General features: G+C 71.2%; 22 protein-coding genes. 14 read left to right on the forward strand and 8 right to left on the reverse strand.

The window, feature by feature from the left end; translation table 11 throughout:
• Positions 1-26 precede the first annotated feature (26 nt).
• Both ORI60_RS00310 and ORI60_RS00315 read left to right on the forward strand, forming a co-directional pair.
• Positions 27-950, forward strand: coding sequence for a MerR family transcriptional regulator (locus tag ORI60_RS00310; protein ID WP_266032512.1), 924 nt, complete (start codon positions 27-29; stop codon positions 948-950).
• Positions 951-1,056: 106 nt separating this feature from the next.
• Positions 1,057-1,785: a calcium-binding protein gene (locus ORI60_RS00315; protein WP_266032514.1), complete on the forward strand. Its 729-nt coding sequence runs from the start codon at positions 1,057-1,059 to the stop codon at positions 1,783-1,785.
• Positions 1,786-1,887: 102 nt separating this feature from the next.
• Here ORI60_RS00315 and ORI60_RS00320 read toward each other — a convergent pair whose 3' ends face one another.
• The gene (locus ORI60_RS00320; protein WP_266032516.1) at positions 1,888-2,721 is read right to left on the reverse strand and encodes an aldo/keto reductase; all 834 of its coding nucleotides are present in this window, start codon (positions 2,719-2,721) and stop codon (positions 1,888-1,890) included.
• Between the two features lie 103 nt (positions 2,722-2,824).
• On the opposite strand from ORI60_RS00320, the gene ORI60_RS00325 reads away from it, so the two are divergent.
• Positions 2,825-3,742 carry a LysR family transcriptional regulator gene (locus ORI60_RS00325; RefSeq protein ID WP_266032518.1) on the forward strand — a complete coding sequence of 306 codons (918 nt, stop codon included), beginning with the start codon at positions 2,825-2,827 and terminating at the stop codon, positions 3,740-3,742.
• Positions 3,743-3,847: 105 nt separating this feature from the next.
• Here ORI60_RS00325 and arsM read toward each other — a convergent pair whose 3' ends face one another.
• Entirely contained in the window at positions 3,848-4,735 is an 888-nt protein-coding gene (gene arsM / locus ORI60_RS00330; RefSeq protein WP_266032520.1) for an arsenite methyltransferase, read from the reverse strand.
• Positions 4,736-4,815: 80 nt separating this feature from the next.
• Here arsM and ORI60_RS00335 point away from each other — a divergent pair, with 80 nt between their 5' ends.
• Entirely contained in the window at positions 4,816-5,175 is a 360-nt protein-coding gene (locus ORI60_RS00335; RefSeq protein ID WP_266032522.1) for an ArsR/SmtB family transcription factor, read from the forward strand.
• On the opposite strand, the gene ORI60_RS00340 is transcribed toward ORI60_RS00335, so the two are convergent.
• The 4 genes from ORI60_RS00340 to ORI60_RS00355 all read right to left on the reverse strand — a co-directional run bounded on the left by ORI60_RS00340 (position 5,141) and on the right by ORI60_RS00355 (position 7,671).
• Positions 5,141-5,662 (reverse strand): hypothetical protein, encoded by a 522-nt coding sequence (locus ORI60_RS00340; RefSeq protein ID WP_266032525.1) that lies wholly within the window; start codon positions 5,660-5,662, stop codon positions 5,141-5,143. The genes ORI60_RS00335 and ORI60_RS00340 overlap by 35 nt on opposite strands.
• A gap of 16 nt (positions 5,663-5,678) precedes the next feature.
• Entirely contained in the window at positions 5,679-6,653 is a 975-nt protein-coding gene (locus ORI60_RS00345; protein WP_266033893.1) for an ArsO family NAD(P)H-dependent flavin-containing monooxygenase, read from the reverse strand.
• A gap of 130 nt (positions 6,654-6,783) precedes the next feature.
• Positions 6,784-7,077: an ArsR/SmtB family transcription factor gene (locus tag ORI60_RS00350; RefSeq protein WP_266032527.1), complete on the reverse strand. Its 294-nt coding sequence runs from the start codon at positions 7,075-7,077 to the stop codon at positions 6,784-6,786.
• Between the two features lie 111 nt (positions 7,078-7,188).
• Positions 7,189-7,671 carry a DUF4396 domain-containing protein gene (locus ORI60_RS00355; protein WP_266032529.1) on the reverse strand — a complete coding sequence of 161 codons (483 nt, stop codon included), beginning with the start codon at positions 7,669-7,671 and terminating at the stop codon, positions 7,189-7,191.
• 164 nt (positions 7,672-7,835) lie between these two features.
• On the opposite strand from ORI60_RS00355, the gene ORI60_RS00360 reads away from it, so the two are divergent.
• From ORI60_RS00360 to ORI60_RS00385, 6 genes are all read left to right on the forward strand, one after another.
• Positions 7,836-8,213 (forward strand): hypothetical protein, encoded by a 378-nt coding sequence (locus ORI60_RS00360; protein WP_266032530.1) that lies wholly within the window; start codon positions 7,836-7,838, stop codon positions 8,211-8,213.
• Between the two features lie 53 nt (positions 8,214-8,266).
• Positions 8,267-8,872 carry a DUF305 domain-containing protein gene (locus ORI60_RS00365; protein WP_266032532.1) on the forward strand — a complete coding sequence of 202 codons (606 nt, stop codon included), beginning with the start codon at positions 8,267-8,269 and terminating at the stop codon, positions 8,870-8,872.
• Positions 8,873-9,106: 234 nt separating this feature from the next.
• Entirely contained in the window at positions 9,107-9,388 is a 282-nt protein-coding gene (locus tag ORI60_RS00370; protein WP_266032533.1) for a metal-sensitive transcriptional regulator, read from the forward strand.
• A gap of 35 nt (positions 9,389-9,423) precedes the next feature.
• A complete protein-coding gene (locus tag ORI60_RS00375) occupies positions 9,424-9,633 on the forward strand; it encodes a heavy-metal-associated domain-containing protein (RefSeq protein WP_266032535.1) in 210 nt (69 codons plus the stop codon).
• Between the two features lie 11 nt (positions 9,634-9,644).
• Positions 9,645-10,571, forward strand: a complete 927-nt coding sequence (locus ORI60_RS00380; protein WP_266032536.1) for a hypothetical protein — start codon at positions 9,645-9,647, stop codon at positions 10,569-10,571.
• A gap of 31 nt (positions 10,572-10,602) precedes the next feature.
• Positions 10,603-12,840 (forward strand): heavy metal translocating P-type ATPase, encoded by a 2,238-nt coding sequence (locus ORI60_RS00385; RefSeq protein ID WP_266033896.1) that lies wholly within the window; start codon positions 10,603-10,605, stop codon positions 12,838-12,840.
• 39 nt (positions 12,841-12,879) lie between these two features.
• Here ORI60_RS00385 and ORI60_RS00390 read toward each other — a convergent pair whose 3' ends face one another.
• Positions 12,880-13,452, reverse strand: coding sequence for a TetR/AcrR family transcriptional regulator (locus tag ORI60_RS00390; RefSeq protein WP_266032538.1), 573 nt, complete (start codon positions 13,450-13,452; stop codon positions 12,880-12,882).
• A gap of 180 nt (positions 13,453-13,632) precedes the next feature.
• On the opposite strand from ORI60_RS00390, the gene ORI60_RS00395 reads away from it, so the two are divergent.
• The 3 genes from ORI60_RS00395 to ORI60_RS00405 all read left to right on the forward strand — a co-directional run bounded on the left by ORI60_RS00395 (position 13,633) and on the right by ORI60_RS00405 (position 15,475).
• Positions 13,633-14,112, forward strand: coding sequence for a DUF2269 domain-containing protein (locus ORI60_RS00395; RefSeq protein ID WP_266032541.1), 480 nt, complete (start codon positions 13,633-13,635; stop codon positions 14,110-14,112).
• Positions 14,113-14,183: 71 nt separating this feature from the next.
• Entirely contained in the window at positions 14,184-14,546 is a 363-nt protein-coding gene (locus ORI60_RS00400; RefSeq protein ID WP_266032543.1) for a BlaI/MecI/CopY family transcriptional regulator, read from the forward strand.
• Positions 14,543-15,475, forward strand: a complete 933-nt coding sequence (locus ORI60_RS00405) for a M56 family metallopeptidase (RefSeq protein ID WP_266032546.1) — start codon at positions 14,543-14,545, stop codon at positions 15,473-15,475. Before ORI60_RS00400 ends, ORI60_RS00405 begins: the two co-directional genes overlap by 4 nt.
• A 9-nt stretch (positions 15,476-15,484) precedes the next feature.
• Here ORI60_RS00405 and ORI60_RS00410 read toward each other — a convergent pair whose 3' ends face one another.
• A complete protein-coding gene (locus tag ORI60_RS00410) occupies positions 15,485-16,381 on the reverse strand; it encodes an oxidoreductase (protein ID WP_266032548.1) in 897 nt (298 codons plus the stop codon).
• Positions 16,382-16,518: 137 nt separating this feature from the next.
• Here ORI60_RS00410 and ORI60_RS00415 point away from each other — a divergent pair, with 137 nt between their 5' ends.
• Entirely contained in the window at positions 16,519-16,941 is a 423-nt protein-coding gene (locus tag ORI60_RS00415; RefSeq protein ID WP_266032551.1) for a PLAT/LH2 domain-containing protein, read from the forward strand.
• Positions 16,942-17,007: the final 66 nt, after the last annotated feature.

Here is a 17,007-nt window from a genome sequence, read left to right on the forward strand (position 1 = left end):
GTGGCTGCAAGGTCGAGGATTCGTTCATGGACGAACGCACGGACCTGCTCACCATCGGCCAGCTCGCGCGCCGTACGGGCATCTCGGCCCGCACCTTGCGCTTCTGGTCGAACGAGGGGGTCATCACGCCGGCCGGTCGCACGGCAAGCGACTACCGGCTCTACGACGCCGCGTGCGTGGCCCGCGTCGAGCTCATCCGCACCCTGCGCGAGCTCGGCCTCGGTCTCGGCGACGTGCGCCGGGTGCTCGACCACAAGGCGACGGTCGCCGAGGTCGCCGACGCGCACGTGGCCGCGATCGACACGCAGATCCGCGCCCTGAAGGTGAGCCGCGCCGTGTTGTCCACCGTGTCGAAACGCCGATCCACTCCCGAGGAGACAGCACTGATGAACCGGTTGGCACGACTCTCCACCGCCGAACGCGCGCAGATCATCGACGACTTCAAGGCCGACGTGTTCGGTGGCCTCGACATGGACCCGAGCCTGCGCGAGCGGGTGAGCGAACTCAGCATCGACCTGCCGGACGATCCCACACCCGACCAGGTGGACGCCTGGATCGAGCTGGCGGAACTCCTGCAGGACAGGGACTTCCGCGCCCGGCTGGGGACCTTCCTGCGACTGAACACCCCCGCCCCGGGGCAGAAAGCACCACCCGGCGCGAACATCTGGTGGGCTCGGCAGGTGGTGAACACCGTCGCGCGGGCAAGGGAAGAAGGCATCGCTCCTGACGATCCCGCCGCAGCGGAGCTGATCTCCACCTCGTTCGGCGACACCGATCTGGGCGCGGTGCTGCTGTCCCTGGAGGCCGGGATCGACGCCGGCGCGGAACGGTACCGCCGGCTCGTCAGTCGTGTGCGGGGGAAGTACAGCGCACCGGACGCCACCGAAGAACTGCTCTGGCTCGCCACAGCTCTCCGGAACGCCACCGGAGGACGAGCGGCGCGGCGATGACAGTTCGTTGCAGGGCAACCATTTCGCGGCGATGTACCCGGTCACCGGCAATATTTGGCCCCTTGGGCCGTCCTCTCGACAGCACGAGACTGCTGACATGGATGACATGCGAAGATCAGTGGTGTCCGCCGTTCTCCTCACGGCGGGTCTGGTGCTCTGTCCGGCCGGGATCGCGGCCGCTCAGCCACCGCAGACGTGCAACGGGCTGGCGGCGACGCACGTCGGCACGAACGGCGACGACGTGCTGTTCGGCACGAACGGTGCGGACGTGTTCGTCACGCACGGCGGCGACGACGTCGTGTTCGGTCTCAACGGCAACGACACGGCCTGCCTGGGAGCGGGCGCCGACGAGTTCTTCGGCGGCAACGGAAACGACTGGGTGGCGGGAGAAGCGGGTGCCGACACCCTCAACGGTGAGGCGGGCGGCGACACGCTCCTCGGGGGCGAGGGTCCCGATCGTCTCGACGGCGGTGCCGGGAACGACACCGTCAACGGCGGCGCGGCGGCGGACAACGTCGAAGCCGGTGCGGGCGATGACACCGTCAACGCGGGAGCGGGTGCGGACTCCGTCAGCGGTGGCGACGGCGCCGACACGCTCAACGGGCAGAACGGCGCCGACCGGATGAACGGGGACAACGGCAACGACCGCCTCAACGGTGGTGCGGGCGTCGACGATCTCGACGGTGGCGCCGGGAACGACATCGTCAACGGTGACGCGGGCAACGACACGCTCACCGATCCGGCCGGTCAGGACGCCGGTGACGGCGGTGCCGGTCAGGCCGACCGCTGCGACTCGCGCTTCGAGTCGCTGTCCGGCTGCGAGATCATCTTCTGACAGGCGCGCAACAGGCCGAGGGTGCGCGACGACGGAACGCACCCCCGGCACGGAGCCGCCGGGACGGCCGCGGTCCGTTCTCCCCCCTCCGCCGAACTCGGCTCAGGCGCGCGACATCTCGTGGCCCCGGGCGAGCAGGTCGAAGTCCTCATCGGACAGATCCACGTCCACCGCGCCGGCGTTCTCCTCCAGGTGGCGCAGGGAGGACGTGCCCGGGATGGGGAGCACGACCTCCGACCGCCGCAACAACCACGCCAGTGCGACCTGCGCCGCGGTGGCGCCGATCCGGCGGGCCACCTCCGCCACCGGTGAGCCCGGCCGGACGCTCGGCGCGATCGGCAGCCAGGGCAGGAACGCGATGCCGTGCCGCTCGCAGTGCTCCAGCACGTCCTCCCAGCGCCGGTCCTCCAGGTTGTACCGGTTCTGCACGCTCACGATCGGCGTGATCCGGCCCGCTTCGACGATCTGCTCGACGGAGACCTCGGACAGCCCGACGTGCCGCACCTTTCCCTCGTCCTGCAACTGCCGCAGGGCGCCGATCTGGTCCGCCAGCGGCACCGCGGGGTCGATCCGGTGCAGCTGGAACAGGTCGATGCGCTCGACCCGGAGCCGGCGCAGGCTCAGCTCGGCCTGCTGGCGCAGGTACTCCGGACGACCGAGCGGGATCCACTCGTCGCCGGGGTGGCACTGGCCGGCCTTGGTGGCCACCACGACGCCGTCGGGGTACGGGTGCAGTGCCTCGGCGAGCAGTTCCTCGTTGCGGCCGAGGTCGTAGGAGTCGGCGGTGTCGATGAAGGTGACGCCGAGCTCGACCGCGCGGCGAGCCAGGGCGTGCGCGGCGGCCGGGTCGTCCTCGGGCATGCGCATGGCGCCGAAACCCAGCCGGTGGACCGGGAGGTCGCCGCCGAGGACGAGGTGGTGACGATCGGTTCGCACGAAGTCTCCTTGCGGGTGTCGGTTCCTGTGGCACCGACACTGCCGCCCGTCCATCAGCAAGACAATCGAAACATTCTTAGATCAACCGCGTAGCATCGCTTAAGTGTTGAACCTGGAACGCCTGCGGACCCTGCACGCGGTGTCCACCACGGGATCGGTCCGCGGCGCCGCCGAGGCGCTGCACGTGACCACCTCGGCGGTGTCGCAGCAACTGTCCAGACTGGAGCGCGAGGTCGGGCAGCGCCTGCTGGAGAAGCAGGGGCGGGGCGTCCGGCTCACCGACGCGGGCGACCTGCTCGCCGAGCACGCGGGCAGGCTGCTGCAGCAGGTCGAGCTCGCCGAGACCGACCTCGCCGGCCACCGCGGCGCCGTGGCCGGTTCGCTCACGATCGCCGCCTTCGCCACCGCCGCGCGTGGTCTGCTGCCGACGGTGCTGCACGCGTTGCGGCAGCGGCACCCGAACCTGTCGGCCAGGCTGGCGGAGCTGGAGCCCACCGAGTCGATCGCACAGCTGCGTCACGCCGACATCGACATCGCGGTGGTGCAGGACTGGCCGGAGGAGCCGCTCGCGGTGCCCGACGGGATCTCCTGCGCCCCACTGCTGGAAGACGTTCTCGACGTGGCGCTCCCGGCCCACCACCCGTTCGCCGACCGGTCCACCGTAACCCTGGACGAACTGCGCGACGAGGACTGGGTCGGCTGGCCCAGCGACGAGATCTGCCACGGCTGGCTCGAGAACACCCTGCGCCGCAACGGGATCGAGCGCCGGGTCAGGCACACCGCCTCCGAGCACTCCACCCAGCTCGCGGTGGTGGCGGCGGGACTCGGTGCGGCGGTCATCCCCCGGCTCGGACGTGGCCAGGCACCGTCCGGCGTCCGGTTCGTGCCGCTGCTACCGGCACCCCGGCGACGGGTGTTCGCCTTGTGGCGCAACAGCACCACGAACCGACCGGCGTGCCGGGCGGCACTGCGCGCACTGCAGGACGCCGCTCAGCAGTGCGACATCAACGCCATGGCGTAGCCGCGCTGCTCCTCCGAGACCGCTAGGGCCTGTATCGAGGTCTGGTTCGATGAGAGTCGCGCTTGAGGTGGTTTCTGGCGGTGCGGCCGGACCTCGATACAGGCCCTAGTTCTGGCAGCCGCAGCCCGACGCGGTCTTCGCCTCCACGACGGTGAGGCCGGGATCTGCGGACCGCTCTTCGGAGGTGCAGCAGGCGCTGACACCGCAGCACGCCCCTTCGGCCTGCACCGGTGCCGTCGCCTCGACGGTCAGCGGCTTCACCGCGCGCACGATGGCCCCGTGCATGCCGTCGGCCGCCTCGAACGCCGGGGTGATCTCGACGCCGGTGAACCCGGCAGCTTCGAGGCCCTCCCGGTACTCGGTGAAGGTGAGGGCTCCGGCGATGCAGCTGACGTAGGAGCCCCGCTCGGCCCGCTCGGCGGGCGTGAGGTGGTCGTCGGCCACCACGTCGGAGATGCCGATGCGGCCTCCGGGACGCAGGACGCGGAAGGTCTCGGCGAACACGGCGGGCTTGTCGACGGAGAGGTTGACGACGCAGTTGGAGATCACGACGTCGATGGTGCCGCCGGGCAACGGGATGGTCTCGATGTCACCTTTGAGGAACTCGACGTTGGTGGCACCGGCCTTCTCCGCGTTGGACAACGCCAGCGCGAGCATCTCGTCGGTCATGTCCAGGCCGTAGGCCTTGCCGGTGGCGCCCACGCGGCGCGCGGAGAGCAGGACGTCGATGCCGCCGCCCGAGCCCAGGTCCAGCACCCGCTCGCCTTCGCGCAGCTCAGCGACGGCGATCGGGTTGCCGCAACCGAGCGAGGCGGCCACGGCCTCCGCGGGCAGCTCGTCGCGCTGCGCCGCCGGGTACAGCGCGGCGCCGAACGTCTCGTCGACCTCCACGGCGTCCGGGCCGCAGCACCCGCCCCCACCCCGTGCGACAGCGGTCGCGGCGGCCGCGTAGCGGGCACGGACGGTCTCTCGCAGGTCGGTCTGCTCGCTCATGAGAGGCACCCTTCCAGGCTGTATCGAAGTTTGTCGATGCCATGGTTGCACCGGGGCCGGAGACGCGTCAATATTGAAATATGTCGAATCAAGGCGAGGGCTGCTGCGAGCCGCTGTCGGAGGAACCGCTCGCCGAGCAGCAGGCCGCGGAGCTGGCGACGGTGTTCAAGGCGCTGGGCGATCCGGTACGCCTGCGACTGCTGTCGCTGATCGCGTCACGTCCCAGCGGCGAAGTCTGCGTCTGCGAGCTCACGCCCGCGTTCGACCTCTCGCAGCCGACGATTTCCCATCACCTCAAGCTGCTGCGGCAGGCAGGTCTGGTCGACTCGGAGCGGCGGGGCACGTGGGTCTACTACCGGGTGCGGCCGGAGACCACCGACAGGATGGCCGCCCTGCTGTCCAGCGTCAGCGGCGAGCGCGCGGCGGCGCGGGTCGGCTGATCGGCCCCCGCGCTTCGTTCAGGCCCGGACCTCGACGTCGAGCTCCTGGAGAAGCCCGCGGACGCGGCGTTCGCTCTCGTCGCGGACGGGACGGACGTCGCTGACGTCCTTGCCCGCAGAGGAACAGCACGACCGGCTTGCCGTCGCGCACGTGGCCCTCGACCTTCGCCAGCGCGTGCAGCCGGTCGACCCGGCCGGCGCGGTCGAGGTAGGCGTGTTCGAGGGTGGTCGAGGCGACCGCCGAACTGTTCGCGGGCGTTGTCGCAGACGGCGACTGCGACAACGCCCGGCCGCAGGACGTCTTCGACGCTCGCGGGTGCACGCCGTCGGCGGGCGTCGTGCCGGCGGAGGCGACGGGAACAGTGCTGCGCTCCTTGCACAGCGCGGCGGCGAACTGGGAACGCGCCGAGTTGTGCGTGCAGACGAGCTTCACGTGCTGTGCCGGCAGGCCGAGTTCGCTGGGCGAGGCGTCGCCGACAACGGACAAGCCCCGACAGGCGCGGTCAGCCGCCGAGTGATGCGGCGATCTCCGCCGCGGCGGCCTTCGCGGTGGGCCCGACGCCGATCAGGGTCGCGGACGCGGCGCCGGTCCAGCCGCCGTACCCGAGCAGGTGCAGGCGCGGCTCCCCTACCGCCGTCGTGCCGTCCACCGCGACCCGGCCGCGCTCGTCGCGCAGGCGCAGCGGCGAGAGGTGCCCGAGCGCGGGCCGGAACCCGGTGGACCAGATCACGACGTCGGCCCCGGCGAGCACGCCGGTGTCCATCGGCGTGGCCACGAGCAGCCCGCTGTCCCGAGCCTCCCGGACCGGTGGCACCGCCACGATGTCGCCCAACTCGCCCACCCCACCCGCCCGGCGGCTGGCGATGTCGAAGAGCGCCTTGCCGTCGATCTCGTCGGGCAGGTACCGCGGCGGGCGACGGGTCATCCACGTCAGTGACGCGTGCGGAGCGAGGTCGGCCGCGATCTGCGCGCCGGAGTTGCCTCCGCCGACCACGACTACCTTCCGCCCCGCGAACTCGAGCGGGTCGCGGTAGTCGACGGTGTGCAGCTGACGGCCCGGCAGCTCCACCAGCGGACGGAACGGCCGCCACCACGTGCCGGTCGCGCTGATCACGTGCCGCGCGGTCCAGGTACCTGCGTCGGTGTGCACCAGGAGTCCGTCCTCGGCGCGGCTCACCGCCGACACCTGGACGGACCGGTGCACGGGGACGTCGTAGCGCTTCTCGTAGGCCGTCAGGTAGTCGACCACGTGCTGTGCGGTCGGATAGCCGTCCGAGAAGGGCGGCATCGGCCAGCCCGGCAGGGAGCTGTGGCGCGCGACCGAGAACAGCCGCAGCGAGTTCCACCCGTGCGGCCACGCACCGCCCGGCGAGGACTGCGCGTCGAGCACCACGTGACCGACGCCCGCGCGGCGCAGGTAGTAGGCGGCGGCCAGACCTGCCTGGCCGCCGCCGATCACGACGACATCAGACCTCAGCGCGGGCCTCCCGGCGACGACGCGGCCACAGGCTCACGCAGACCAGCCCCACGAGCACCGGCACTCGACCAGCGGTCCAGACTGGACAGCCGGTGCAGGACGTCCTGCTCCACCGCCCGACGGATGGTGCTCAACAAGGCCTCCTGGCATCGGAGCCGGCGCGGTCGGCCAGCTCGTGGAGTGCGTCGGCGACCCGGCGCAGCGCGTCGGGCCGCAGGCGGTAGTACGTGAAGCGCCCGCACGGTTCGGCGTCGACGAACCCTGCCTCGCGCAGCACCTTCAGGTGGTTCGACACGTTCGCCTGCTTCGCACCGGTCTCCTCGACGAGGTGGCAGGTGCACAGGGCCTCAGCGGCCAGCAGCTGCAGGATCCGGGCGCGCAGCGGATCCGCGAGGACCTTCAACACATCAGCATCGAGTGCCATCAGCCGGGAATGATACATCAGCCCAGACTGATGAGTCGTTGGACTGACCCCGAGGACCCCGCGAGCCAGGGCGGGGAACGCCGACGGCCGTCCGCAGTGGACTTCCCGCGCTCAGTGCTGGTGGCGACCGTCGTGGCCGCCGTGGTACTGGTGCACGACGGCGTGCCCCTTGCCCCGCGAGATCAGCCAGCGGTTGACCGGGACCGTCACGACGAACGCCACGGCCAGCGCGAAGGCGAGGCTGAGCCAGAACAGCCAGCTCGCCAGGCCCGCCTCCATCGCACCGGGCACGAGCAGCATCACCGCGTTGTCGACGACCTCCATGACGGCGATCGACACGGTGTCGGCGGCGAAGGCCACACCGATCGCGGCACGCAGCGGCAAGCCCGACCTCAGCACCGGGCGGATGGTGAGCGCGTACCCGAACACGAAGGCCAGCGCGACCGCGAGCACGATGGTCGCCAGGGCGGACCAGCCCAGGGCGGTACCGATCACCATGCCCAGCACCTCGCCGATGGCGCAGCCGGTGAGGCAGTGCAGCGTCGCCGACACGGCCAGTTTGGTCAGACTTTGCTGTGAGCCGCCGTGTTCCATGACGTCCCCTTCACCCGTTCGGTACCCCCTGGGGGTATAACGGGAAGCAAGTTACGCCCATACCCCCCATGGGTGTCAACCCTCGACCGAGCGACCTCAGGTGAACCGGTCGCGACGGCCACCCGTAAGCGCCAGTGATGGGACCTACTAGGTACGGTAGTGGCATGACCCGGAGCACACAGCGAACAGCGGCCCAGTGGGTGCTGCTTTGCCTGCTCGTCCTCGGCGTCATCGGGATGCACCACGTGAACGCGGGCGCGCCTGGCGCGCAGGCCGGCATCGCCGCCACAGCCGGCGCCCACGGCGGCCATCACGCACCGGACGACCCGGAGCCCGCACCGGCACACGACATGTCGCACATGTGCATGGCGATCCTGTGCGCCGTGGTGTCCCTGCTCCTGCTCGGCTGGTCGCTCCTGCGCCTGAGCCGCCCGCCGGACGACCGGGCGGCTTCGGCTCCCGCCTGGCCACGCGCACCCGCCAGGCCTCCCCCGCTCGGCGGCCGCGGGGTGCTGACCTCGTTGTGCGTGCTGAGGTTGTGATCGACGCCGGTTCCTCGGACGGTCACATTCCCAAGCACAGAAGGTTGCACATGATGAGGAAGTCCCTGATCGGTTTCGGCGTCGCCGGCGTGGCCGCCGCCGCACTCCTCGCGGGCTGCGGTGGCGACATGGCGGGCATGCAGCACGGCTCGACCGCGCCCGCGCCGTCCGCCGCGGGCCAGCAGGACGGCCACAACGAGCAGGACGTCGAGTTCGCGCAGGACATGATCGGGCACCACCAGCAGGCGCTGGACATGGCGGCGATGGTCCCGGGCAAGAGCACGGATCCCAAGGTCACCGACCTCGGCAGGCGCGTCGCCGCGGCGCAGGAGCCCGAGATCAAGAAGATGACCGAGTGGCTGACGAAGTGGGGTGCCGCCCCCGCCTCGACGTCGATGCCGGGCATGGACCACGGCTCCGGCCACGGCTCGATGCCGGGCATGATGACGGCCGAGGAGATGGCGCGGCTCAACGGCGCCACCGGTGCGGAGTTCGACCGCATGTGGCTCGACATGATGATCAAGCACCACCAGGGCGCCGTCGAGATGGCCGAAGTGGAACAGGAGAAGGGTTCCAGCGCCGAGGCGAAGAAGCTCGCGCAGGACATCATCACCGCCCAGCAGGCGGAGATCACCGAGATGCAGGCGCTCCTGAAGTAGAGCCGGCGCGGTGAACGCCGGACGAGCGCCCAACGGCTCGTCCGGCGTTCACCTGCCACGACCGGGCGCATCCAGCCGGACACCGAGCGCCACCTCATAGCACATACCCCTACTCCGTATCGTCGAACTCCTTGCACACCCATACCCCCCATGGGTATAAAGGTGGCAAGCGTCCGCCGTTCCCCCGGTCATCCACGACCGGCCGCGCGGCGGACCGATCGACAGGAGCGGCAGATGCACGGCTACACCGGCAACAAGGAAGACCACCTGCGGCGCCTGCGGCGCATCGAGGGTCAGGTGCGCGGCCTGCAGCGGATGATCGAGAACGACGACTACTGCATCGACGTCCTCACCCAGATCTCCGCCGCGACCAGGGCGTTGCAGTCGGTGTCGCTCAACCTGCTCGACGAGCACCTCAAGCACTGCGTCAGCCAGGCCATCACCGAGGGCGGCACGACCGCGGACGAGAAGATCGCCGAGGCCAGCAACGCCATCGCCCGCCTGGTCCGCTCCTGACTCCGCGTTTCCGAACCACTTCCGAGGAGCACCCCATGTCCGAGTCCGTCTTCACCGTCAGCGGCATGACCTGCGGGCACTGCGTCAGCTCGGTGACCGAGGAGATCAGCCAGATCGGCGGCGTGCGCGGCGTGGCCGTCGAGCTCGACAGCGGCAAGGTCACCGTCACGAGCGACCAGCCCGTCGCCGAGGACGACGTCCGGGCCGCCGTCACCGAGGCCGGCTACACGCTGGTCAGCAGCTGAGGGAGAGCCAGATGAACACCGCCACGAAGGTGGCCGCCTACGCCGGTGTGCTGGCGATCGTCTTCGGCGGCGCATGGGCCGCCGGCGCCGCCACCGAGCCGTTCGGCGGTCCGTCCACGCCGAACGCGGCGGAACAGCCCGCCACGGCTCAGGACGCAGCGGAAGGCAAGCTCCCACCAGGACTTTCCGTCGCGGAGAACGGTTACGTGCTCACCCTGGCGCAGACCACCCTGCCCGCTCGGACGCCGCAGAACTTCAGCTTCCGGATCGGGACGACCAGCGGCGGCACCGTCACCGGGTTCGACGTGGAGCACGAGAAGAAGCTCCACCTCGTGCTGGTGCGCCGGGACGGCTCCGGGTTCCAGCACGTGCATCCCGAGATGTCCGGGGACGGCACGTGGTCGGTCCCGCTCACGATCCCGTCGGCCGGGAGCTACCGCGTGTTCGCGGACTTCAAGCCGGAGAACGGCGCGAAGACCACGCTGGGGGCCGACGTCCAGGTCGGCGGCGCGTACGAGCCGCAGCAGTTCGCCGAGGACTCCCGCGAGTCCGCGGTGGACGGTTACGTCGTCCGGCTGACCGGCGACCTCACCGCGGGCGCCGAGTCCACCGTGACCACCACCGTCACGAAGGACGGCAAGCCCGTGACGGACCTGCAGGCCTACCTCGGCGCCAACGGCCACCTGGTCGCGTTGCGCGCGGCCGATCTGGCCTACCTGCACGTGCACCCGCAGGACGCCCCCGGTGCGGGACCCGACGTGAAGTTCGCGGTCGAGGTGCCGACACCCGGCCGGTACCGGCTGTTCCTGGACTTCCAGCACGACGGCAAGGTCCGCACGGCGAGCTTCACGCTCCACACCAGCGGCTCCGCACCCGCGCCCGCACCGACGACCGCCACGCCCACGCCGTCCGACGACCACGGTGGTCACGGTGGCTGAGCACGACACCCTCGAAGAGGAGGCGCGTTCCATGAGCTCACCGGCGAGTGAGATCGAACTGTCCATCGGCGGCATGACCTGCGCCTCCTGCGCCGCCAGGATCGAGCGCAAGCTCAACAAGCTCGACGGCGTCCAGGCGACCGTCAACTACGCCACGGAGAAGGCGCGCGTCAGCTTCCCCGGATCGCTGACCGCGGAGGACCTGGTCAAGGTCGTCGAGAACACCGGCTACACCGCCGAGCTCCCCGCTCCCCCGAAGACCGGCGCGGAGGTCGAGGAAGACCCCACCCTGCCGCTGCGCCGCCGTCTGGTCACCTCCGTGGTGCTGAGCGTGCCCGTGGTCGCGCTGGCGATGGTCCCCGCGCTGCAGTTCACCTACTGGCAGTGGCTCTCGCTCACGCTCGCCGCGCCGGTCGTGGTGTGGGCCGCGTGGCCGTTCCACAAGGCCGCGTGGACCAACCTGCGGCACGGTGCCGCCACCATGGACACGTTGATCTCACTCGGTGTGGGCGCGGCGTTCCTGTGGTCGCTGTACGCGCTGTTCTTCGGCACCGCGGGCGTTCCCGGCATGACGCACGGCTTCGACCTGACCGTTCAGCGCATGTCGGGTGCGGGCAACATCTACCTCGAGGTCGCGGCCGGGGTAACGACGTTCATCCTCGCGGGCCGCTACTTCGAGGCGCGGTCCAAGCGCCGCGCCGGTGCCGCGCTGCGCGCCCTGCTCGAACTCGGCGCCAAGGACGTCGCCGTCCTGCGCGACGGCCGCGAGGAGCGCATCAGCGTCGACCGGCTGCGGGTCGGCGACCGGTTCGTCGTCCGGCCCGGCGAGAAGATCGCCACCGACGGCGTGGTCGAGGAGGGCAGCTCGGCCGTCGACCTCAGCATGATCACCGGCGAGTCCGTGCCGGTCGAGGTCACCACCGGCGACGGCGTGGTCGGCGCCACGGTCAACGCGGGCGGACGGCTGGTCGTGCGGGCCACGAGGATCGGCACGGACACGCAGCTCGCGCAGATGGCGAAGCTCGTCGAGGACGCGCAGAACGGCAAGGCGGAGGCCCAGCGCCTCGCCGACCGGATCTCCGCCGTGTTCGTCCCGATCGTCATCGCGCTGGCCGTCGGCACGCTGGCGTTCTGGCTGGGCGCGGGAACGGGCGCCTCCGCGGCGTTCACCGCCGCCGTGGCGGTGCTGATCATCGCGTGCCCGTGCGCGCTCGGCCTGGCCACGCCGACGGCGTTGCTGGTCGGCACCGGCCGCGGCGCGCAGCTGGGCATCCTGATCAAGGGGCCCGAGGTGCTGGAGTCCACGCGCCGCGTCGACACGGTCGTGCTCGACAAGACCGGCACGGTCACGAGCGGGCAGATGAGCCTGGTCGAGGTGCACGCGGCGGCCGGCGTCGACGAGGAGCAGGTGCTGCGCCTGGCCGGTGCGCTGGAGCACGCCTCCGAGCACCCGATCGCCAGGGCGATCGCCGCCGGCGCTGCCGCACGGATCGGCGACCTGCCCGAGGTCGAGGGCTTCCAGAACCTGGAGGGGCTCGGCGTGCAGGGCGTCGTCGGCGAGCACGCCGTGCTGGTCGGCCGGGCCCGGCTGCTCGACGAGTGGAGCGTCCGGCTCGGCGAGGACCTCGCGACCGCGCAGAAGGAGGCGGAGGACAAGGGCCGCACCGCCGTGCTGGTGGCCTGGGACGGCGAGGCGCGCGGTGTCTTGATCGTGGCCGACGCGGTCAAGCCCACCTCGGCCGAGGCGATCGCCGGGCTGCGTCGGCTCGGTCTCCGGCCGGTGCTGCTGACCGGCGACAACGAGGCCGTGGCCAAGGCGGTGGCCGCCGAGGTCGGCATCGAGGAGGTGATCGCCGAGGTCCTGCCGAAGGACAAGGTCGAGGTGGTCAGGCGCCTGCAGGCCGAGGGCCGCGTGGTCGCCATGGTCGGTGACGGCGTGAACGACGCCGCCGCGCTCGCCCAGGCCGACCTCGGACTCGCGATGGGAACCGGCACGGACGTCGCCATCGAGGCCAGCGACCTCACGCTCGTGCGGGGCGACCTGCGCGCGGCGGTCGACGCCATCCGGCTGGCACGGCGCACGCTCGGCACCATCAAGGGCAACCTGTTCTGGGCCTTCGCCTACAACGTGGCCGCCCTGCCGCTGGCCGCGCTCGGCCTGCTCAACCCGATGATCGCCGGGGCCGCGATGGCGTTCTCCTCGGTCTTCGTGGTGAGCAACAGCCTGCGCCTGCGCGGGTTCCGCAGCGCGAACAAGAACACCGTCTGATCCGCGTTCCGGCTCGCGGACCCGCGAGCCGGAACGCCGTCAGGCCGAGAGACCGGCGAGGGTCACCGCGACCAGCCGGCGAACGGCGGCCCTGGAGGGCAGCGTGCCGGCCGCGCTCAGCGCGTGGACGCAGTAGGCCGCGAGTTCGGCGGGTGCGACGTCGCTCCGGACGTCGCCGCTCGCAGCGGCTTCGGCCAGCAGATCCCGGATCATGTCCCGGACCTGCTCCTGTGCGTGAGCGACGTGCTCATCGCGGTGCAGCGCCGCCATGAGGCCTGAGTCGAAGTGACCGCGCGACCCGTGCGCGATGTCGGCGAACGCTTCGAGCACGGCTCGCAGGCGCCGGACAGGGCTGCCCGGCCGGTCGCGGACCTCGGCCAGATGAGCGAGGTGGTGCGCGATCTGCTCCCCGTGCCAGGCGTGCAGGATCGTTTCCACGTCTGGGAAGTACTTGTACAGCGTGGCCCGGCCGATGCCGGTCCGCTCCGCGATCTGGGACATCGTCACGGTGAGCAGACCGCGTTCGGCCACCAGCGCCGCGGTGGTGGCCAGGATCGCGTGCCTCACCTCGCGGCGGTGCGTCTCGATCGTTTCGTTCCACAGCTTCGGCACGAGCACATCGTAGAGGATGGAGACACTGTGTCTTGATAAATACACAGTGTCTCGTAAACTGCGGCTCATGGCTGACACGCCGCGCTGGGTGAAGATCATGGGCATCGTCGTGGCGGTGCTGGTCGTGGTGTTCCTCGTGCTGCTCGCGCTTCCCGTCGAGCACGGACCGGGCATGCACCGATGAGGCCGCCTCTGCGCAAGCTCGCGCTCACCGCGCACATCGCGTCCTCGGTGGGCTGGTTCGGTGCCGTGCTCACGTTCCTGGCCGTGGCGGTCGTCGGGGTGTCCGATCAGGACGATCACGTCGTCCGTGCTGCGAACGTGATCGCGGAGCCGGTGGTGTGGTTCGTGGTGCTGCCGTTCGCGGTCGCGTCGCTGCTGACCGGCGTGGTCTCGTCGCTCGGCTCCACCTGGGGCCTGTTCCGGCACCACTGGGTGGTCTTCAAGCTGGTGCTGACCGTGTTCGCCACCGCGGTGCTGCTCGTCTCCACGCGCACCGTGGACCGCTTCGCCGCCGTCGCCGCGGATCCCGCCGCCGATCTGACGCCGCTGCGTTCACCGACGTTCGTGGTGCACGCCGGTGGTGCTCTGGTGGTGCTGGTCGTGGCGCTGGTGCTCGCGGTCTACAAACCGCGCGGTGTGACCGGGCTCGGGAGGTGACCACGCGGCTGTGGTTCGGAGACGTCTCGGTCGCCAGGCATACTGCTGGCTCTGCGGGAAGGGCGGGAGCGATGCGCGGGCTGGGTGAGCTGGAGGCGGCGGTGATGGACGTGCTGTGGCACGCCCGCGAACCGCTCAGGGTGCGCCAGGTGCTGGAACGGCTGGACACCGGCAAACAACTCGCCTACACCACCGTCCTCACCGTGCTCGACAACCTGCACCGCAAGGACTGGGTGACGCGCGAGCTCGAGGGCAACGCCTACCGGTACCAGCCCACGATCACCCGCGCCGAAGCCGCCGCGAACGCCGTGAGGGACGTGCTCATCGCCTCGGGCGACCCGGAGGCCGCGCTGCTGCACTTCGCCCAGTCCGCGACCGCGGAGGAGTCGGCGGTGCTGCGCCGCGCGTTGCGCAGGAAGTCCTCGGGCCGATGACGGTCGCGCTGACGTTGCTGCTCGGGTGCGCCGCGATGGGCTGGCTGGCGCCCCGCGTGCTGTGGCGGATCAGCGACCCCGTGGTGGCCCTGGTCGCGTGGATCACCTCGGTGGTCGCGGTCGTGATCACCTCGACCACGGCCGCGGTGCTGCTCGTGCTCCCCGAACACGGCCTCGGCGCCCTCGACACCCTGCACCACTGCTGGCAGTCGGTGTCCCACGGCAGTACGCCGACGGTCGAGGTCGTCAGCGGCCTCACGGGCGGCGCGCTGCTCGCCGCTCTCCTCGTCCGCCTGGCGTTCGTCGGCGCGCGCGGCACCCGGCAACGAGCACGCGCCCGTGAGGAACACCTCGCGGTGCTGCGCCTGGCCGGACGGCGGGAGGCCGGCGCGCACCCGACGGTGTGGCTCGACCACGACCGTCCGCTGGCGTTCAGCCTCGCGGGCAGACCCGGTGTCGTCGTGGCCACCGAGGGACTTCACCGCCACCTGACCCCCGGCCAGGTCGACGCCGTGCTCGACCACGAGCGAGCACACCTCGCCGGCCGCCACCACCTGCTGGTCGCCGCCGCGGACGCCGTGGCCGCCACGCTGCCGGTCCTGCCGCTGTTCAAGCGCGCGGCCACGACGATCCGCGAACTCGTCGAGATGGCCGCCGACCTGGCCTCGGCCCGCACCCACGGTGTCGAGACCGTCCGCGCCGCGCTGATGCGGGTGTCCTGCCACGGTGCTCCGGGCTCCGCGCTCGCGATGAGCAGAGACGCGCTCGGCACGCGGCTGGACCGGCTGCAACGCCGCCGCCGGATGCCGAACCACGCCGGCAGGCTGCTCTCCTGCGGGATCGCCGGAGTCACGGCGCTGACGGTGCCCGTCATCACGGCGGCCGTGGCGCTGGTCGTCACGATGCTGCTGACCTGCTCGCCGGGCTGAGCGCCGGGTTCAGGCCTTCGCGGGCAGGGGGAAGACCACTCCGGTGAGCCGCTCCGACGCCTCCCACAGCCGCCGTGCCAGCACCGGGTCGCTGGCCGCCGCCGACCGGCCGACCAGCGCGGGGTGGCCGTGCAGCTCGAACCGTCCGTCCGGGCCGACGTAGCTGGCGCCCGGCAGGTCCTGGGTCGCCGCGTACAACGACGGCAGCGCGCCCTGCGCCTCGGTCTGCGCGAGGTAGCGCCCGGCCAGGTGCACGATCTTGACCAGGTGCCGGTTGCGCCCCTTGGTGCCCAGGTTGGTCGCCGAGTAGCCGGGGTGCGAGGCCAGCGCGCGCACGGACGACCCGGCCTCGCGGCAGCGCCGGTCCAGTTCGAGGGTGAACAGCAGGTTCGCGAGCTTCGACCGTCCGTAGGCCTTCACCGGCGTGTAGCCGGAACGGGCGAAGTCGAGGTCGTCGAGATCGAGCACGCCCGCCTTGTGCGCGCCCGAGGCCACGGTCACCACGCGGCCGGTGATCGAGGGCAGCAGCAGGTTGGTCAGCGCGAAGTGGCCGAGGTGGTTGGTGCCGAACTGCAGCTCGAACCCGTCCGCCGTGCGGCCGAACGGGGTCATCGCCACCCCGGCGTTGTTGACGAGGACGTCGAGGCCGCCCTGCCAGCCCTCGGCGAACGCGCGCACCGACGCCAGGTTCGCCAGGTCCAGCTGACGGACCTCGGTGGTGCCGGGCATGGCGGCCGCGGCCCGCTCACCGGCGGCGACGTCGCGCACCGCGAGCACCGTGCGCGCCCCCGCCGCGGCGAAGGCGGTGGCCGTGCCGCGTCCCACCCCGCTGGCCGCGCCCGTCACCACGACGGTGCGGCCGGTCAGGTCGGGAAGGTCGTCGGCGGCCCACCGGTGCTTCGTCATGATCGCCAGTCTAGGCATCCGCCGTAGGTCGGCACGGCGGCCGATCAGCGGCGGACGGCCGCCGGGCGGCCACTGGACGACCACCGTCCCCCGCCACGGTAGCGGCGTCACGGCACACGTCGACAGGAAGAGAGACCATGAAGATCCGCACCGTGCTGTTCTCCGCGGCACTGGCCGTCCTCGGCTCGCTCACGGCGGTCGTTCCCGCCTCGGCCGACGGCATCAGCACCTACTACCTCACCTTCCGCACCGGCAACCTGCCGAACGCGGACACCGAGGACCCCGTCCGGGTGACGATGTTCGGCACCGCGGGCAACTCCGCCCCGATGCAGTTCGACAGGGACTTCAACCGCGGCGAGACCTGGACGTCCGGCCCGCACCGGCACCCGTCGTTCGGCACCGTCGGCTACATCAGCCTGGGCAAGGGCGGCCGGGAGTCCGACGCCTGGTACTCCGAGTACGTCGACATCCACGAGGAAGCAACGGGCAGGGTCTACCACTGCGCGGTCAACGAGTGGTTCCCGAAGGAAAGCCTGACGCGGTTCTACGCCTGCTCCTGAGCAGCGCACCCGGTGCTGGTGTGAGCGGAGTTCCTCCCACTCGCGCCCGCACCGGGCCGCGTGCCT

The sequence above is a fragment of the Lentzea sp. NEAU-D7 genome (genome assembly GCF_026242055.1).
Classification (GTDB): domain Bacteria; phylum Actinomycetota; class Actinomycetes; order Mycobacteriales; family Pseudonocardiaceae; genus Lentzea.

Excerpts from the sequence above, each read along its gene's own strand:
- ORI60_RS00310 (WP_266032512.1), top strand. The coding sequence starts at position 27 with ATGGACGAACGCACGGACCTGCTCACCATCGGCCAGCTCGCGCGCCGT.
- ORI60_RS00315 (WP_266032514.1), top strand. The coding sequence starts at position 1,057 with ATGCGAAGATCAGTGGTGTCCGCCGTTCTCCTCACGGCGGGTCTGGTG.
- arsM (WP_266032520.1), bottom strand. The coding sequence starts at position 4,735 with ATGAGCGAGCAGACCGACCTGCGAGAGACCGTCCGTGCCCGCTACGCG.
- ORI60_RS00335 (WP_266032522.1), top strand. The coding sequence starts at position 4,816 with ATGTCGAATCAAGGCGAGGGCTGCTGCGAGCCGCTGTCGGAGGAACCG.
- ORI60_RS00350 (WP_266032527.1), bottom strand. The coding sequence starts at position 7,077 with ATGGCACTCGATGCTGATGTGTTGAAGGTCCTCGCGGATCCGCTGCGC.
- ORI60_RS00355 (WP_266032529.1), bottom strand. The coding sequence starts at position 7,671 with ATGGAACACGGCGGCTCACAGCAAAGTCTGACCAAACTGGCCGTGTCG.
- ORI60_RS00360 (WP_266032530.1), top strand. The coding sequence starts at position 7,836 with ATGACCCGGAGCACACAGCGAACAGCGGCCCAGTGGGTGCTGCTTTGC.
- ORI60_RS00365 (WP_266032532.1), top strand. The coding sequence starts at position 8,267 with ATGAGGAAGTCCCTGATCGGTTTCGGCGTCGCCGGCGTGGCCGCCGCC.
- ORI60_RS00370 (WP_266032533.1), top strand. The coding sequence starts at position 9,107 with ATGCACGGCTACACCGGCAACAAGGAAGACCACCTGCGGCGCCTGCGG.
- ORI60_RS00375 (WP_266032535.1), top strand. The coding sequence starts at position 9,424 with ATGTCCGAGTCCGTCTTCACCGTCAGCGGCATGACCTGCGGGCACTGC.
- ORI60_RS00380 (WP_266032536.1), top strand. The coding sequence starts at position 9,645 with ATGAACACCGCCACGAAGGTGGCCGCCTACGCCGGTGTGCTGGCGATC.
- ORI60_RS00385 (WP_266033896.1), top strand. The coding sequence starts at position 10,603 with ATGAGCTCACCGGCGAGTGAGATCGAACTGTCCATCGGCGGCATGACC.
- ORI60_RS00395 (WP_266032541.1), top strand. The coding sequence starts at position 13,633 with ATGAGGCCGCCTCTGCGCAAGCTCGCGCTCACCGCGCACATCGCGTCC.
- ORI60_RS00400 (WP_266032543.1), top strand. The coding sequence starts at position 14,184 with ATGCGCGGGCTGGGTGAGCTGGAGGCGGCGGTGATGGACGTGCTGTGG.
- ORI60_RS00405 (WP_266032546.1), top strand. The coding sequence starts at position 14,543 with ATGACGGTCGCGCTGACGTTGCTGCTCGGGTGCGCCGCGATGGGCTGG.
- ORI60_RS00410 (WP_266032548.1), bottom strand. The coding sequence starts at position 16,381 with ATGACGAAGCACCGGTGGGCCGCCGACGACCTTCCCGACCTGACCGGC.
- ORI60_RS00415 (WP_266032551.1), top strand. The coding sequence starts at position 16,519 with ATGAAGATCCGCACCGTGCTGTTCTCCGCGGCACTGGCCGTCCTCGGC.